Origin of the sequence: Bacillus sp. PS95 (assembly GCF_037963565.1) — a bacterium.
In the GTDB taxonomy this organism is placed as follows: Bacteria; Bacillota; Bacilli; order Bacillales; family Bacillaceae; genus Bacillus; species Bacillus subtilis.
In genome coordinates this window covers 3,066,838-3,080,888 of record NZ_CP150160.1, presented here as the reverse complement: position 1 = coordinate 3,080,888, position 14,051 = coordinate 3,066,838, and the positions used below count along the sequence as shown (strand labels likewise).

Sequence of the window (14,051 nt, the reverse complement as noted above, 5' to 3'; positions counted from 1 at the left end):
TTGTATTAAGTGTACTAATTGAAGTAATACACTATAGACACTAATATAAAATCATTTATATATTGACATTAAGGGAGGCAGTTATGAAACATAAAAAACGAAACAAACGTAACGTGCCAATGCTGATTGCGGCATCTGTGATCGCTTGTTCTTTTTTTCTTGTTCTTGTGATGATCGGTTTTGAATGGCAAAAAAGTATAATTGATCATTTTTATCTATAAAAGGTTCAGATCGTATAGAAAGTAGGGAAGTAAATGATTCAAATCGATCCAAGAAGCTCAACACCCATTTACGAACAAATTATTCAGCAAATGAAAGAGCTTTGTTTGAAAGGGATCATGAAGCCTGGTGATAAGCTTCCTTCTGTCAGAGAATTGGCAACGATCATTATTGCGAATCCGAACACTGTCAGCAAAGCGTATAAAGAACTTGAGCGAGAGGGGATTATTGAAACGCTGCGGGGCAGAGGGACCTATATATCGGAGAATGCAAAAACGACACTGGTTGAAGGGAAGATGACGATGATTAAAGAGCAACTCAAACAGCTCATCATCGATGCACACTATGCAGGGGTTGAGCTGGAAAAACTGCACGAATGGATAAAGGAAATCAGCGCAGATGTGAAGGGAGGCAAAAAAAATGATTGAACTACGGCAGCTGTCAAAAGCGATTGACGGCAATCAAGTATTAAAAGATGTTTCATTAACAATCGAAAAAGGAGAAATCTTTGGATTGCTTGGACGCAACGGATCAGGGAAAACGACGATGCTTCGCTTAATCCAGCAAATCATTTTCCCTGACAGCGGAACGATTTTATTTGACGGCGTAGAAATCAAAAAGCACCCGAAGGTCAAACAAAATATCATCTACATGCCTGTTCAAAATCCTTTTTACGACAAGTATACATACAAGCAGCTTGTTGATATCCTGAGAAGAATATATCCGAAATTTGATGTCACGTACGCGAATGAACTGATGAACAGATACGAAATTCCAGAAACGAAAAAATACCGTGAGCTGTCGACAGGCTTGAAAAAACAGCTGTCGCTCGTTCTGTCGTTTGCGGCGAGACCGGCGCTGATCCTCCTTGATGAGCCGACGGATGGTATTGATGCGGTAACTAGACATGATGTGCTGCAGCTGATGGTCGATGAAGTGGCAGAGCGTGATACGAGTATCCTGATTACGTCCCACCGGCTTGAAGACATAGAGCGGATGTGCAACCGAATTGGTTTTCTTGAAGATAACAGGCTGACCAACGTCATGGATCTTGATGAGTTAAAAGAAGAATACATCAAAATTCAAATGGCGTTTGATACAGATGTCAATTTGGCCATCAGAGAGCAAAACATTCCGATGCTCGATCAGGCCGGCGTGTTTTACACAGTGCTGATTCCGAAAAGCGATGAGGAGAAAAAGAGCTTTTTGAGAGAGCTGAAGCCAAAAGTATGGAATGAGCTTCCTGTCAACCTGGAAGAAGTGTTCATTGCGAAGTTTGGAGGGAAGCGGAGATGGTAGACCGAGGTCTCCTCTATCGAGAGTGGAAGCAGAATCAAGTGGTGATTTTGTTAAGTATCGCGTTTTTAGTATTGGCAAATCCGCTTTCTATCGTTAATACGTATTTGTCTTATCAAGGGTGTCTGGCTCATCAAGACCCGCAATATTGTGAATTTATTGTGAATTATCATAGGAGCAATCTAATAGATATCAACTGGGTGCCGGGGGTCATTTTGGCGGTCTGCTTCCTCGGAATGGAACGTTCGAAAGGCACGATGGATTTTATATTAAGCCTCCCATATAACAGAAGCCAAATTTTTCAGACGAAATTTTGGTTAGGCGGTTTTGTGATTGTGCTGTCGCAATTAATTGGCTTTTTATTTGCGTGGCTGCTGATTCTTGTCTATAACCCTGAACACGTCTACTTTTTTGAGCACAGCAGCGTTGGAGTAATTGTGATTAGTTTTATGGCTTATTGTTTGTTGATGGCTGCTGGTGCATTAACGGGGAATGTTTTTGCCCAGTTATTAACGGCATTTGCTGCTGCGGTATTGCCGTATTTAATTGTTGCATTGCCGGTTGGAAACTTTGAAGTTGTTTTTGGTGTGAATATATGGGAAATGTTCCCTTCCCCTGAGGCGTATTTCTCTCTGACGAGCAATTTATTATATCTTGTGCCCATTGGTTATGTTGCAAGTGACTGGCTTATCGATAGTAAATATATTTTAATGATTCCAGCTGCCATGAGCATTCTGTTTTACTTGATTGGTTTGATAAGCTTCAAAAAGCTTCCAAGTGAACGAAACGGACACTTTTTCTTATGGAACAGATTAGACCGTCCGGTGCAAATTCTGATTATGGCTTTTGGTATTCTTGGATTTGGTTTGTTTGGATACTCTGCCGGACAATCAATGATTGGTTATATTTTAGGAATGATCATTGGGGCAGTTGTTGGATTCTTTGTGAGCTACTTCGCTATTAATAAGAAAATGAAACATTAAGGAATACTTTCGGTTTGGAGGGAAGTGGTGTGCCAGATTCCGGGCTATTTTATAAAGAGTGGAAGCAAAATAAAGCTCTGCTAACCACGGTTTTTTTCGTACTTATGCTTAGCAATCCTTTTACCGTTTTAAATACGTACATCTCATATCAAGGCTGCGTTGATCATCAGAACGAGTGGGTCGGAAACTGCGTATTTTCGATTAACTATTTAAACGGTACATTTATCTCAGTGTTCTGGATTTGGGGTGTCGTTTTAGCGGTCAGCCAGCTAGGGATTGAACGAAGCAAGGGCTTTTTTGATTTTACATTAAGCCTTCCGTATACAAGAGGGCAGATATTTCATACGAAGTTCTTTACCGGCGGAATGGTGATTGTGGTGCCGCAACTCATAGGTTATGTTTTGTCTGTTTTGCTGATCATGATTTTGAAGCCAGATCAGGCCGTTTATTTTCACAATTACAGCTTGGGAATGATTATTGTCAGCATGCTGGCTTATTCTTTGGTTATGGCCGGAGGAGCTTTGACAGGCAATAGTTTCGCACAGCTTCTAGTCTCATTTACCGTGGCCATTTCGCCATTTTTGCTCATCAGCCTGCCTGCGATCAACCTCGAGATCCTTTTTGGCGGATCAATAGATTTTATCCATGGTCCAGTACCTAAATGGGTGCAGTATTTCATTCCGATAATTTATGTAGACTCGAAATGGGCCGAGAATTCACCATATTATTTAGTCATTCCGGCTATCATGACTATCATTTTTTACATTATCGGCTATATTAGCTTTGTCAAACTGTCTAATGAAAGAAACGGATATTTCTTCTTATGGAAGCCGCTTAACCGCCCGGTGCAGATCATCGTTATTATCATAGGAATCATGGGCTTCGGCTATTTTGGATTTACTGCAAGCGAGAGCTTTGCCGGTTATCTCATTGGCATGTGTACAGGTGCGGTAATCGGTTTCTTGATTAGTTATTTTGCGATTTATAAAAAAATGAAACTTTTGTAAGGGAGAGAGAACATATGATTGATGTTCAGCATATCGACCATTCTTTCACGATCGGAAAAAAGGGCCGTGAGAATGAAGTTCCAGTATTGAAGGATGTTTCATTGAGCGTGGCGAAAGGGGAAATCGCCTGCATTGTCGGACGAAGCGGCTCAGGTAAATCAACGCTTTTGAATTTAATTTCCGGCTACATATCGCCGACAAAAGGGCGGATTGTCATTAATGGCACTGATGTTACGGGGTTTAATGAAAAGGAATGGGCGCAATATCGGCTTGACCATTTCGGGTTTATTTTCCAGAGCTTTCAGCTCATCCCGGGTTTAACGACGTATGAGAATGTGGAAATGCCGCTGGCGTTAAAAGGGATCAAGCCCTCTGAGCGGAAGCAAAAGGTGCAGGACATGCTGAAACGCGTCGGTCTGGAAAACCACGCCGCTCATTATCCGAATGAACTGTCAGGCGGCCAGCAGCAGCGTGTCAGTATTGCTCGAGCATTGATTTTAAATCCTTCGATTATCTTAGCAGATGAGCCGACGGGAAGCCTTGATTCAGAAACGGAACATGAAGTGCTGGAATTGATCCAGCAGCTGAATCGTGAGCGTGGCATTACATTTGTGATCATTACTCACGATGATGAAGTCGCTTCTATCGGACATTCAAAATTTCAGCTTCATGATGGTGTGCTAAAAGGAGGAATTACCGTTGAGGTTTAAGGATCAGGTTCATTTTATCAGAAGAAATATGAAGAAAAACAGACTTCGCGTCTTTATGACGATTCTTGCGACAACAATGGCGTGTGCGTTTTTGGTTGTGCTGTCGTCCGTTGGATTTGGGATTCAAAAGACAATTACAGATATGACAATGAGCCAGCAGATTGTAACGAAAGTCAGTGTAATGGGCAAGGAAGGAGACAAGCCTATTAAAAAAGCTGATTTAGAGAAGTATGATCACGTAAGGTCAGTTGTAGAAAGAACGCAAGTGTATGAACCAAACAAAGCTACTTTAGGCAATCGTACAAATGAAAGCTCAAATCTCATTTTTACTAATATGAATGATGAATTAAAGGCCAATATGGAATTGGAAAAGGGAAGAGTCGCAAAGTCGGAAAATGAAATCGTAGTAGGATACGACTTCGCAAAGAGATTATTGACGAAAAAAGAATCGGAAGAATATAACAAAAAAATCGAAGAAGCAAAAGGAAATCCAGAAGATATAAAAGAACCAAAGGGCTATACGAAAGATATTCTGAACAAAACAATAGAACTAAGTGTATCGAAGACAGATCCTAAAACAGGGGATGTTACAAAAACAAAAACATATGACTTTAAAATTGTCGGTATTACAAAAAAACCATCTCAAGACTGGATGGAGGACTCAAACATTTTTATCAGTGATCAATTCAAAAAAGATTTTTCGGAATTCTTAGATTTCAAAGGCGGAAATGTTGAAACGAACATTGGTGTTTTTGCTGATAAGTTTGAGAATGTGGAACAGCTGACAAATGATCTAACAGATGACGGGTACTATGTCACATCAGTGACTACCGAACTTGAGGGAGCCAATACCTTCTTCATGGTCTTCAAAATCGGACTGATCTTTGTCGGATGTATCGCAGTTATCATTTCAGCGATCGGCATTTTTAACACGATGACGATGGCGGTGACAGAGAGAACGCAAGAGATCGGCATTATGAAAGCGATTGGGGCGAGCCCGTCAATCATTCGCCGAATGTTCTTGATGGAAAGCGCATATATCGGGATTTTAGGCTGTGTGATTGGGATTATCATTTCTTACGGCGTGAGCTACCTTGTCAACCTGGCCGTTCCGATGATTCTTGCGGCCACAAGCGGAAGTGATGCGGGCGACTTGAATTACACATTCTCCTACATCCCGGCGAGTCTTGTGATCATTGCCGTTGTGATTTGCGGAGGGGTCGCAGTCATTTCCGGAATGAACCCGGCGAGAAAAGCAACAAAAACCAACGTGCTGACAGCGTTGAGAAGAGAACTATAATGCGAACGAGCCGGCTAAGACAGCCGGCTTTTTCTATAGCACATGCTGGTGTTTTGCTATACACTTGATAAAAAAGGAAAAAGTGCGGTGAGTTGATTGTTTAAACTTTTGCTGATTGAAGATGATGAATCGCTGTTTCATGAAATCAAGGATCGTTTAACGGGATGGTCTTATGATGTATACGGCATTCAGGATTTCAGTCAGGTGCTGCAGGAATTTGCGGCGGTTAATCCTGATTGTGTCATTATTGATGTGCAGCTGCCTAAATTTGACGGCTTTCATTGGTGCCGGCTGATCCGCTCCCGGTCAAATGTTCCGATTCTCTTTTTATCCTCCCGGGATCATCCTGCTGATATGGTGATGTCCATGCAGCTCGGGGCAGATGACTTTATTCAAAAGCCATTTCATTTTGATGTGCTGATCGCGAAAATCCAAGCGATGTTCCGGCGTGTGCACCATTATAATACGGAGCCGAATACGATTAAAACGTGGTGCGGCGCTGCTGTAGACGCGGAGCAGAACCTCGTCAGCAATAACAAAGGATCTGTTGAACTGACCAAAAATGAAATGTTCATTCTAAAACAATTAATAGAGCAAAAAAACAAGATCGTCAGCCGGGAAGAGCTGATCAGAAGCTTGTGGAACGATGAGCGTTTTGTTAGTGATAATACGCTGACCGTCAATGTCAATCGCCTGCGAAAAAAACTGGACGCCCTGCAGCTTGGCGCATATATCGAGACGAAGTTCGGCCAAGGCTATATCGCGAAGGAAGACGATCATTTCTATGATTAAAGCATTCCTTATCGAAAGGCGGAGCTGGATTGCCGCGTTTTTGTTTCAGCAGGCTTTGATGCTGTTCATTGCTTTTGTCGATCCTTCCATATCATTTGGGAATGTACTTTATATGGTGTATTTGTGCATCTTGTTTTTTATCATATTCCTTTGGTTCCGCTATCGGAAAGAAACAGCGTTTTATAAAAGCTTGAAAACATGGGAGAACAATCTCGATGTGACAGCCATAAATGAACCGGAAACGCCGTTTGAAGCAATGGTTGAAAGAAGCATTGCCGGGCAAACAGAACACTTGAAGCAGACCGCAGCACGGCATCGCTTAGCATTGGAAAATGAAAAAGATGAGCTGATGGCATGGATCCATGAGGTCAAAACCCCATTAACAGCGATGCATTTAATCATTGATAGAATGGAAGAAAAAGCACTGAAATCCCAGCTGTCATATGAATGGCTGCGTATTCACCTGCTTCTTGATCAGCAGCTTCATCAAAAACGCATATCATTTATTGAAAACGATCTGTCAGTAGAATTCATTCAGCTTCAGCCTTTGATCTTTAAAGAAATCAAAGATTTGCAATCGTGGTGTATCCAAAAAGGGATCGGTTTTGACATAAAGCTCGAGGCCAAAGAAGTGCTGAGCGATGCAAAATGGCTGGCGTTTATCATCAGGCAGCTGCTGACAAACGCGGTGAAATACAGCGAAGCCTCTGAAATCGAGATCAAAAGCTTTCAAAAAGGGGAACAGACACAGCTCCAAGTGAAGGACTGTGGCAGGGGCATTGATCCAAAAGATGTACCGCGTATTTTTGATAAAGGGTTTACATCCACAACGGATCACCATGATCAAGCGTCAACTGGCATGGGCCTGTACTTGGCAAAAAAAGCAGCGGCGCCGTTATTGATCCATATTGATGTTGAGTCGGAGTTTGGTGCGGGAACAGTTTTTACATTAACCTTTCCAATACGGAATCAATTTGAACATGTCATAAGCGTGTGACGAAAATGTCACATGCTTTTCTTTTTTGTTCGCCGTATCGAAGGAAAAGCCCGGCATTCCTTTTTATAATGAGATTATCCAATATAAAGGAGACTGCGTAAATGGTGATTTTAGAAGCGAATAAAATTCGAAAAAGTTATGGAAACAAGCTGAATAAACAGGAAGTGCTGAAGGGCATCGATATTCACATTGAAAAGGGCGAATTCGTCAGTATTATGGGTGCTTCCGGGTCGGGAAAAACCACTTTGCTCAACGTTCTGTCCTCAATCGATCAGGTCAGTCACGGAACCATTCATATTAATGGAAATGACATGACGGCTATGAAGGAAAAGCAGTTGGCTGAATTTAGAAAACAGCATTTAGGCTTTATCTTTCAGGATTACAATTTGTTAGACACATTGACAGTGAAAGAGAATATCCTTCTGCCTTTATCGATCACGAAACTATCAAAAAAGGAAGCCAATCGCAAGTTTGAGGAAGTTGCAAAGGAACTGGGAATATATGAATTGCGGGATAAGTACCCGAATGAAATTTCCGGAGGCCAGAAGCAGAGAACATCCGCCGGAAGAGCGTTTATTCATGACCCGAGCATTATTTTCGCTGATGAACCGACCGGCGCGCTTGATTCGAAATCGGCCTCTGATCTATTAAATAAGCTGAGCCAGCTCAATCAAAAACGAAACGCCACCATTATTATGGTTACCCATGATCCCGTCGCTGCCAGCTACTGCGGCAGAGTCATTTTTATTAAGGACGGGCAAATGTATACACAGCTGAATAAAGGGGGCCAGGACAGGCAGACGTTTTTCCAGGATATTATGAAAACGCAAGGCGTGTTAGGCGGGGTGCAGCATGAACATTAATCAGCTCATCCTGCGAAATTTGAAAAAGAATCTCCGGAATTACTATTTGTATGTGTTTGCGCTCATCTTTAGCGTGGCGCTTTATTTCGCCTTTGTCACGCTGCAGTATGATCCAGCAATTAACGAAGTGAAGGCTTCAATCAAGGGAGCTGCGGCTATTAAAACCGCTTCGATTTTGCTTGTGGCTGTGGTCGCGATCTTCATTTTATATGCCAATACGATTTTTATTAAGAGACGGAGTAAAGAAATCGGGCTGTTTCAATTAATTGGAATGACGAAGCATAAAATTTTTCGCATCTTAAGTGCAGAAAATGTCATGCTGTATTTCAGTTCATTAGCGATCGGGGTAGCGGCCGGGTTTTCGATATCGAAGCTTGTCTTGATGATTCTGTTTAAAATTGTCGATGTCAAAGCGGATGCGAAACTGCATTTTTCTGAGCAGGCCTTGGTCCAAACGGTCATTGTGTTCTGCGGCATTTACCTTTTGATCATGATCATGAATTATACGTTTATCAAAAAACAGAGTATTTTATCTTTGTTTAAAGTAACGTCCTCCACTGAAGACAAAGTGAAGAAAATATCATTTTTCCAAATGCTGATCGGCGCTTTAGGCATCTTGTTGATTTTGACAGGATACTATGTGTCTTCTGAGCTGTTTGGCGGAAAATTTAAGACCATTAATGAACTGTTTGTTGCGATGAGCTTCATTCTGGGGAGCGTCATTATCGGGACGTTTTTGTTTTATAAAGGATCAGTTACGTTTATCTCGAATATCATTCGAAAAAGCAAGGGCGGCTACTTAAATATTTCTGAGGTCCTGTCACTGTCATCGATCATGTTCAGAATGAAATCGAATGCGCTGCTGCTGACGATTATTACAACCGTTTCAGCGCTCGCCATCGGGCTGTTATCTCTTGCTTACATCTCGTATTACTCGTCGGAAAAGACCGCTGAACAAAATGTAGCTTCTGATTTTTCATTCATGAATGAGAAAGATGCCAAGTTATTTGAAAACAGATTGAGGGAAAGCAACATCTCGTTTGTAAAAAAGGCAACACCTGTCCTGCAAGCAAATGTTGACATTGCAAATATCATGGATGGAACTCCGAAAGAGATGCAGGGCGATCCCGGCAATATGCAGCTTGCTGTTGTTAGCGACAAAGATGTAAAAGGAGTCGATGTGGCGGCTGGAGAAGCCGTTTTCTCAGGATACACCGACTTGCTGCAAAAAATAATGGTTTTCAAGGACTCTGGTGTTATTAAAGTAAAAAGCAAACATGAGACGCAGCCATTAAAATATAAAGGATTAAGAGAAGAGTTTCTTGTGTCCTACACGTTTACAAGCGGGGGCATGCCCGCTGTCATTGTGGATGACAGCCTGTTTAAACAGTTGAACAAGGATAAAGACCCCCGCATTCAGCTGGCGCAATCTGTCTTTATCGGCGTCAATGTGAAACATGACGATCAAATGGAAAAAGCAAATGAGCTTTTTCAACAGGTGAACAAGAAAAACGAGCATTTATCAAGACTGGATACAAGCGCTGCGCAAAAATCACTGTTTGGTATGGTGATGTTCATCGTCGGCTTCTTAGGGTTAACGTTCCTGATTACATCAGGTTGTATCCTTTATTTTAAACAAATGGGTGAAAGTGAAGATGAAAAACCGAGCTATACGATTTTAAGAAAACTCGGTTTTACGCAGGGCGACCTGATAAAGGGGATACGCATCAAACAAATGTACAACTTCGGCATTCCGCTCGTTGTCGGCCTCTTCCACAGTTACTTTGCCGTCCAATCCGGCTGGTTCTTATTCGGATCAGAGGTATGGGCGCCTATGATTATGGTGATGGTGTTATATACTGCGCTCTACTCCATTTTTGGTTTTCTGTCAGTTCTTTATTATAAGAAGGTCATTAAATCGTCGTTGTGAAACAGAAAAAGCTCCAGACATTCTGGAGCTTTTTGTTTATCGTTTTGGCGCCCTATAACCGGCGGCTTCAGCTTCTTCAACTGAGCAAAACATTTCAGCCGGATCGGTTGTCCGGTCATAGTATGTACTGCCTGGCGTGTGGTAGATGCCGTTTTTGCTTCCTTTGATATTACAGCCTTCTGCTTTGTCAGCTGTTTTGGTTTCATCACTTTTACTCGTATTGTTTGAAGAACTTCCAGTGTCTTCATGAGAACTGGCGGTTTGGCTTTCCGTCTCTTTTAATTGATTTTCAAGCTTTGTTTTATCTTGTCGGAGTGTTTCATTTTCAGCCTTTGCCGTTTTTGCATCTTCTTTGAGCTGCTTTTGATTTTCTTGAAGCTCTTTAATCTCAGCTTTTAATGATTTCTGAGTCTTTTTTAGATCGCTATTTTCGTTTTTAAGCTTCTCAAGCTTGTCTTGATCTTCTTTGTTGTCTTTTAATTTTTTTGCTTCAGAGCTGACAGATTTATATTCTTTCTCAAGTTCTTCATGCTCTTTTGTGAGGTTTTTGTATTCGGCGTTTAGCGCTGAATATTTTTTCTCGGCATTTGCTGCGGAAGTGTCAGGTTCTGCCAATGCTGCTCCGGTAAAGAGCAGCACAAGGCCTCCAATGAAAAGCGGCCAAAAAAGTCTCTTGGAGAAACGTTTTTCCTTTTTCAGTACATATCTGACAAGGTGATATAATCCATAGCCCAGTGCAATGAGACATGCCAGAAAACCTAAGAATGCTAATACCATTTCCATAATATGACCCCTTTTTCTATTTATTTTACATTTTTCAAACAATATTTGTTAGATTTTTTCACGCTCATCAGTTGAAAAATGTGAGAGAGACAGATAGAATGAATGTGCTATGATAACTGGATTCGTACGGAGCCGTTTTAGGTTTCGTTTTTTTCATGAGCTTTTTTAGGTAAGAAAGGGGGATGAGTATGCCGCGTGCTCTTAAAATTTTAGTCATTGGAATGTTTATCAATGTGGCGGGTGCTTCTTTTTTATGGCCGCTGAATACGATTTATATCCATAATCATTTAGGAAAGTCGTTAACAGTAGCCGGACTTGTCCTGATGCTGAATTCCGGCGCCAGTGTGGCTGGTAATTTATGCGGAGGTTTTTTGTTTGATAAAATCGGCGGTTTTAAATCGATTATGCTTGGGATAGCCATTACGTTAGCAAGCCTGATGGGCCTTGTCTTTTTTCATGATTGGCCAGCCTATATTGTGCTGCTGACGATTGTGGGCTTTGGCTCCGGTGTTGTTTTTCCGGCCAGCTACGCAATGGCAGGATCGGTATGGCCTGAAGGGGGAAGGAAGGCATTTAATGCGATATATGTCGCGCAAAACGCAGGTGTGGCTGTCGGTTCAGCGCTTGGCGGTGTCGTGGCGTCTTTCTCGTTTTCATATGTATTTTTGGCGAATGCCGCGCTGTATCTGGTCTTTTTCTTTATTGTATATTTCGGATTTCGAAATATTCAGACGGGAGATGCGTCCCAAACGTCTGTGCTTGATTACGATGCTGTGAACAGCAAAGCAAAATTTGCCGCACTGATCATTTTAAGCGGAGGCTATGTACTGGGATGGCTGGCTTATTCTCAATGGTCAACCACAATTGCTTCGTACACACAAAGCATTGGAATATCTCTTTCCTTATACAGTGTGCTGTGGACGGTTAACGGAATTCTCATTGTGCTCGGCCAGCCGCTCGTCAGTTTTGTGGTGAAAAAATGGGCCGAGTCGTTAAAAGCGCAAATGGTCATCGGCTTTATCATTTTTATTGTGTCTTTCAGCATGCTGCTGACTGCAAAGCAATTTCCGATGTTTCTCGCTGCGATGGTGATCCTGACGATCGGAGAAATGCTTGTTTGGCCTGCTGTGCCGACTATTGCCAATCAGCTTGCCCCTAAAGGGAAAGAAGGCTTTTATCAAGGCTTTGTCAACAGTGCGGCGACAGGCGGCAGAATGATTGGTCCCCTGTTCGGAGGAGTGCTTGTCGATCATTACGGCATTAGGGCTCTTGTTTTATCTCTGTTGGTATTGCTGCTGATCAGTATTGCCACAACGCTTCTATATGACAAACGGCTAAAATCAGCTAAAGAAACAAATAAGCAGGCATCAATCTCTTCATAATAAAAGATCCCGCCGGATGAGCGGGATCTTTCAGCGTGTCGACAAACCCTCGCATTCGTTGTCAGGCCTGCGCTTCGGTGCTCACGAATTAGAACATTCGCTCCGCTCCTATGCTCGTCCTTCCTAGACTTCAAGGGTTTTCAATCACGCTGAAAAGATGACAAAATCCTAAAATGAAAACCATTTTAGGATTTTGTCAACAATCTGAAAGATCCCGCTGGGTGAGCGGGATCTTTTTACATAATCGGAAGCACTTTAACAGCATCCTTTACATTTGAATATGTTTTCAGCGACGAAAAATTGGCATCCAGTTTATTCATTTTCATGGCCAATTCAGGCTTAATGCCGGTAATGATTAACTCAGTTCCGGTCAATTTCAGCAAATGGCTCAGCTTGAAAATTTGGTCGGCCGTTTGTTCGTTCACTTGGGCCAATCCGGATAAATCAATGATCAAATAATCATCTTTGGATGTTGATAAGATATTCGTCAATGTGCAAACGATGGAATTAAATCGCTCCTCTGTCAGGTTTCCGACTAGCGGAAGAGCCGAAATGCCATTGCGAATCGGGACAATAGGAGTTGAAAGTGCAGTAATTTCCGTGAGGGAATCCTCGAGAAGCTTTTCATACTCTTTTTGCTTGGTGATGTCTTTCTGAATTCCGACAAAATACGTTTTATCCTCTATTTCCATTGGATCAATATTTAATTCATTCCAGAACATCGTTCCGTCTTTTTTGTAGTTTTGAATCTGAACGGTGACCGGTTCTTTATTTTGTAAAGCGGTTCTGATGTTGTCCACTTCTGCAGGATCTGTGTGTTTCCCCTGTAAGAAGCGGCAGTTCTTTCCTAAAATTTCCTCGGTCTCGTAGCCGGTCATTTGAACAAAGCCTTGATAGATAATAGGATTATCTTCAAGTGCGGGATCTGTAATTACCACACCGACTCGCACGTGATCAAGCGCTTTTTTGATGACTTCCAGCTGTCCTGGTATCCCAAATGATTGAAAACTAGCCATATAAATCCCCCTTAGGCCGTCAGCTTGCTATGCGAAAGCCTGATATTCCCCTTTTTAAAATGAATTCTACAGTAACCGTAGCACAACACATGTTCTGATTCAAGCAAGTGCAGTTTGTTGTTTGTCATTAGGGCTTGTCCTCGTATACACTAAAAATAAGAACAGAATTTGAACATATGAACGGAAAGGTTTTCTACATGCTAAATAGGTGACTAGGTCAATGTCACTGGGTGAAAAATGAATCCAATGCATCAAGCTTACCGATCATGTGTTCACATATAATGGAAGAAACAAGCTTTTTACAGATTTGCCGGTATGTAGATATCGAAAATCATCGGAATCGTTTAAGGGGGCTGGATGGCCTGAAGTCGCTTTACGAAATAAGGGCTTTAGGAAGGTGATGATGAAGATGCTGCATCAGGTACTCATTGCTTGTGTAATTGGAGGAATCATGGGGATTCTCGGTCATGTGAAAAAGAGAGGCAGGCTGGAGAAGCCCAGAATGACGAAGCGGTTTATCTACCTTGGATTTTTGGAAGATTGGTTTATCGGCATGACGGCTTCCATTTTACTTGTATTATCCGCTGACCCCGATTCAGGAATTCAACTTGTCATCTTATCCATTATCTCAGGCTACGGCGGTGAAGCTGTTCTCAGAAGTTTTGACTTTGTGAGAGAACTGAACAGCGGCGGCGAACCGGCCGAGTCCAAACGTCAAACCAAAACTCCACCCGAATAATTGTCCTCAATCTCCGCCCGTTCAGGGTACATTC

15 protein-coding genes are annotated in these 14,051 nt (G+C 42.1%); 13 read left to right on the top strand and 2 right to left on the bottom strand.

Going from position 1 to position 14,051, the window contains the following annotated elements; translation table 11 throughout:
* Positions 1–83: 83 nt before the first annotated feature.
* The 11 genes from NSQ12_RS16100 to bceB all read left to right on the top strand — a co-directional run bounded on the left by NSQ12_RS16100 (position 84) and on the right by bceB (position 10,097).
* On the top strand, positions 84–221 hold the full coding sequence (locus NSQ12_RS16100; protein ID WP_003229119.1) for a hypothetical protein: 138 nt from the start codon (positions 84–86) through the stop codon (positions 219–221).
* 33 nt (positions 222–254) lie between these two features.
* Positions 255–647 (top strand): GntR family transcriptional regulator YtrA, encoded by a 393-nt coding sequence (ytrA, locus tag NSQ12_RS16095; RefSeq protein WP_003229121.1) that lies wholly within the window; start codon positions 255–257, stop codon positions 645–647.
* Complete coding sequence (gene ytrB, locus NSQ12_RS16090; protein WP_144483335.1) at positions 640–1,518, top strand: ABC transporter ATP-binding protein YtrB; 879 nt, start codon at positions 640–642, stop codon at positions 1,516–1,518. Before ytrA ends, ytrB begins: the two co-directional genes overlap by 8 nt.
* Positions 1,512–2,498 (top strand): ABC transporter permease YtrC, encoded by a 987-nt coding sequence (gene ytrC / locus NSQ12_RS16085; protein ID WP_029726914.1) that lies wholly within the window; start codon positions 1,512–1,514, stop codon positions 2,496–2,498. Before ytrB ends, ytrC begins: the two co-directional genes overlap by 7 nt.
* A gap of 29 nt (positions 2,499–2,527) precedes the next feature.
* Positions 2,528–3,505, top strand: a complete 978-nt coding sequence (gene ytrD / locus NSQ12_RS16080; protein WP_106073701.1) for an ABC transporter permease YtrD — start codon at positions 2,528–2,530, stop codon at positions 3,503–3,505.
* Positions 3,506–3,519: 14 nt separating this feature from the next.
* Positions 3,520–4,215 carry an ABC transporter ATP-binding protein YtrE gene (ytrE, locus tag NSQ12_RS16075; RefSeq protein WP_106073700.1) on the top strand — a complete coding sequence of 232 codons (696 nt, stop codon included), beginning with the start codon at positions 3,520–3,522 and terminating at the stop codon, positions 4,213–4,215.
* Complete coding sequence (gene ytrF, locus NSQ12_RS16070; RefSeq protein WP_015251399.1) at positions 4,205–5,515, top strand: ABC transporter permease YtrF; 1,311 nt, start codon at positions 4,205–4,207, stop codon at positions 5,513–5,515. Before ytrE ends, ytrF begins: the two co-directional genes overlap by 11 nt.
* Positions 5,516–5,611: 96 nt before the next feature.
* Complete coding sequence (gene bceR / locus NSQ12_RS16065; protein ID WP_339175140.1) at positions 5,612–6,307, top strand: two-component response regulator BceR; 696 nt, start codon at positions 5,612–5,614, stop codon at positions 6,305–6,307.
* Entirely contained in the window at positions 6,300–7,304 is a 1,005-nt protein-coding gene (gene bceS / locus NSQ12_RS16060) for a two-component sensor histidine kinase BceS (protein WP_003229135.1), read from the top strand. The genes bceR and bceS overlap by 8 nt, the downstream gene beginning before the upstream one ends.
* A gap of 101 nt (positions 7,305–7,405) precedes the next feature.
* Positions 7,406–8,167, top strand: coding sequence for a bacitracin ABC transporter ATP-binding protein BceA (gene bceA / locus NSQ12_RS16055; RefSeq protein ID WP_003229137.1), 762 nt, complete (start codon positions 7,406–7,408; stop codon positions 8,165–8,167).
* Entirely contained in the window at positions 8,157–10,097 is a 1,941-nt protein-coding gene (bceB, locus tag NSQ12_RS16050) for a bacitracin ABC transporter permease BceB (protein ID WP_080529693.1), read from the top strand. The genes bceA and bceB overlap by 11 nt, the downstream gene beginning before the upstream one ends.
* 36 nt (positions 10,098–10,133) lie before the next feature.
* Here the strand turns inward: bceB and NSQ12_RS16045 are convergent, their stop codons facing one another.
* Positions 10,134–10,880, bottom strand: coding sequence for an LMBR1 domain-containing protein (locus tag NSQ12_RS16045; RefSeq protein ID WP_048655239.1), 747 nt, complete (start codon positions 10,878–10,880; stop codon positions 10,134–10,136).
* Positions 10,881–11,068: 188 nt separating this feature from the next.
* Between NSQ12_RS16045 and NSQ12_RS16040 the strand changes: the two genes are divergently transcribed.
* Positions 11,069–12,262, top strand: a complete 1,194-nt coding sequence (locus NSQ12_RS16040) for an MFS transporter (RefSeq protein WP_339175138.1) — start codon at positions 11,069–11,071, stop codon at positions 12,260–12,262.
* 236 nt (positions 12,263–12,498) lie between these two features.
* Here the strand turns inward: NSQ12_RS16040 and NSQ12_RS16035 are convergent, their stop codons facing one another.
* Positions 12,499–13,278 (bottom strand): blue-light photoreceptor, encoded by a 780-nt coding sequence (locus NSQ12_RS16035; protein WP_339175136.1) that lies wholly within the window; start codon positions 13,276–13,278, stop codon positions 12,499–12,501.
* Between the two features lie 403 nt (positions 13,279–13,681).
* Here NSQ12_RS16035 and NSQ12_RS16030 point away from each other — a divergent pair, with 403 nt between their 5' ends.
* The gene (locus tag NSQ12_RS16030) at positions 13,682–14,017 is read left to right on the top strand and encodes a DUF4257 domain-containing protein (protein WP_003246114.1); all 336 of its coding nucleotides are present in this window, start codon (positions 13,682–13,684) and stop codon (positions 14,015–14,017) included.
* Positions 14,018–14,051: the final 34 nt, after the last annotated feature.

Coding starts and splice junctions, on each gene's coding strand:
- NSQ12_RS16100 (WP_003229119.1), top strand. CDS start 84: ATGAAACATAAAAAACGAAACAAACGTAACGTGCCAATGCTGATTGCG.
- ytrA (WP_003229121.1), top strand. CDS start 255: ATGATTCAAATCGATCCAAGAAGCTCAACACCCATTTACGAACAAATT.
- ytrB (WP_144483335.1), top strand. CDS start 640: ATGATTGAACTACGGCAGCTGTCAAAAGCGATTGACGGCAATCAAGTA.
- ytrC (WP_029726914.1), top strand. CDS start 1,512: ATGGTAGACCGAGGTCTCCTCTATCGAGAGTGGAAGCAGAATCAAGTG.
- ytrE (WP_106073700.1), top strand. CDS start 3,520: ATGATTGATGTTCAGCATATCGACCATTCTTTCACGATCGGAAAAAAG.
- bceS (WP_003229135.1), top strand. CDS start 6,300: ATGATTAAAGCATTCCTTATCGAAAGGCGGAGCTGGATTGCCGCGTTT.
- bceA (WP_003229137.1), top strand. CDS start 7,406: ATGGTGATTTTAGAAGCGAATAAAATTCGAAAAAGTTATGGAAACAAG.
- bceB (WP_080529693.1), top strand. CDS start 8,157: ATGAACATTAATCAGCTCATCCTGCGAAATTTGAAAAAGAATCTCCGG.
- NSQ12_RS16045 (WP_048655239.1), bottom strand. CDS start 10,880: ATGGAAATGGTATTAGCATTCTTAGGTTTTCTGGCATGTCTCATTGCA.
- NSQ12_RS16040 (WP_339175138.1), top strand. CDS start 11,069: ATGCCGCGTGCTCTTAAAATTTTAGTCATTGGAATGTTTATCAATGTG.
- NSQ12_RS16035 (WP_339175136.1), bottom strand. CDS start 13,278: ATGGCTAGTTTTCAATCATTTGGGATACCAGGACAGCTGGAAGTCATC.
- NSQ12_RS16030 (WP_003246114.1), top strand. CDS start 13,682: ATGAAGATGCTGCATCAGGTACTCATTGCTTGTGTAATTGGAGGAATC.